The sequence below is a fragment of the Candidatus Protochlamydia sp. R18 genome (genome assembly GCF_000648255.1).
GTDB classification, from domain to species: Bacteria; Chlamydiota; Chlamydiia; order Chlamydiales; family Parachlamydiaceae; genus Protochlamydia; species Protochlamydia amoebophila.
Window position 1 is genome coordinate 1 of record NZ_BASL01000746.1, and the last position, 1,649, is coordinate 1,649.

Below are 1,649 nucleotides of genomic sequence, written 5' to 3' on the forward strand. Positions count from 1 at the left end.
TCTTTGCTAAACCTTTAAAGACCTTGTTTCTTTTTATGCGTTTATTGTGGCAAACATCTATCGACGTAGAATCAATAAAAGCAATTCCTGTAATTTCTCCTCTTTTGTCCAAAAGATAAGCAAATAGAGGCACAAAAAGGTTCTTCTTTAAATAAACAAAGCGGCTATAACTAATTAAGTTTGGAAATTCTTTAACTAAGTATTTGGTAACATACCCATAAAAGTGCTTAAATGTTCGATAATTTGATTGATGAAATAAAATGACAATTGTCATCATCTCTGGTATCGATCATTCAGGTTGAGGTCCTCGCTTTGTTTTGCCATGATCAATTAACTGTTTATTCCATTTCTGCTCAAAAGACTTCCAAAAATCATCTACACTACAATATAATTTGATTAAATCCATTTTGACCTCTCTTGTCATATTAAACATTAGTTTGGGAAAACAAATGTTTTAAATCATGTTGAGGTCTTTTGTCATTCAAATTTTATGTATCTTGTTTAAGCCTAAACACCTAAACCCAAAGTTCAGGTTAATATGATAACAATTTCAATAAATGGGCTTAATACGAACATAATTGGGAAGTTTATCAACCAACTAGTTAATTTAGTTGATCGATAAAAATAGTGAGTATTTGCTAAACGTATTGAATTTTAGTGTTCTATTGCTGCTAGCGATAGCAACTGTTAGGCTCTGCTTTTTTTTCGTCGGTAATGTCTTTTTTCATCGCAACAACTCTAACAAAGCCAGAAGGATCTTGGATGTATTGAGAAAAATGTCTTTACCTCTGTTACTTTATTAATTTTTTGAAAGTTACAAAGAGGCGCTCGATTATCTTTTATGAATTGTATAAAGAGAAGCATAAAAGTAACTTTTGGGTTTGTCTGTCTAAAGCGATAGCCTCATTTAATCCATAAGTTGATATTATTTATTTCTTCTTGTTGCGCTTTCTTTTGATTTTCAAGTTCAGCTTTTTCCTTGCGTAAATCTTCTCATGTCGTATTTAAGCCAGCACTTTCATTGATAAGTATAGATTCAACAAACCTGTGTTGCATGTTTCTTGATAACAAAACGAAGCAATAATATCAGAACCAACTTTTGAGCAAGAAAATTTTTTCTTCGATCACGCTTTCCTGGGTTGCTTTACCGCACTGATTAATTATCCTCAATTTTAAGAAATTCAACCTACCTATATTGCTTTTACAAAAACACTTTCTCTACAATTAATCTGAAGCAGGCTTGGGTAATGTTTCCTATTAAAGTTTAAAGATTTTGTTTTTAAACTTTATCAGATTCTAATTATCCTTTAAGAATTTCCAATTGATAAAGATATTTTCTATTTAACTACATATTTCATTTCATTACTATTGCAATGATATTTATTTATATATTATATTATTCAAAAATCTATATAATTTAAAAATTATTTAACTACTTTGGAAGGTAATTTTGAATATTCATAATCCAAGTGTTAAACCTAGTAATCTCCTCGTTAACGCAGATACCCATTCTTATTTTCGATCGAACAATTATTTAAAATTTTCTGAACGAATTGGTTTGCTGTGTAAAACAATTTTTCAGAGCTTCCTCAACTTATTCTTTAATTATCTCGAAAAAGAGCAGCTTCAGTCTCAATGGAGAGAAATTT

2 pseudogenes are annotated in these 1,649 nt (G+C 29.8%); one reads left to right on the plus strand and one right to left on the minus strand.

Features of this window, described 5'->3' with window-relative positions:
* Positions 1-406, minus strand: a pseudogene (locus TY19_RS08965) (IS982-like element ISPasp2 family transposase); the annotation flags it as partial.
* Positions 407-1,450: 1,044 nt separating this feature from the next.
* Here TY19_RS08965 and TY19_RS19635 point away from each other — a divergent pair.
* A pseudogene (locus TY19_RS19635) lies at positions 1,451-1,649 on the plus strand (hypothetical protein); the annotation flags it as partial.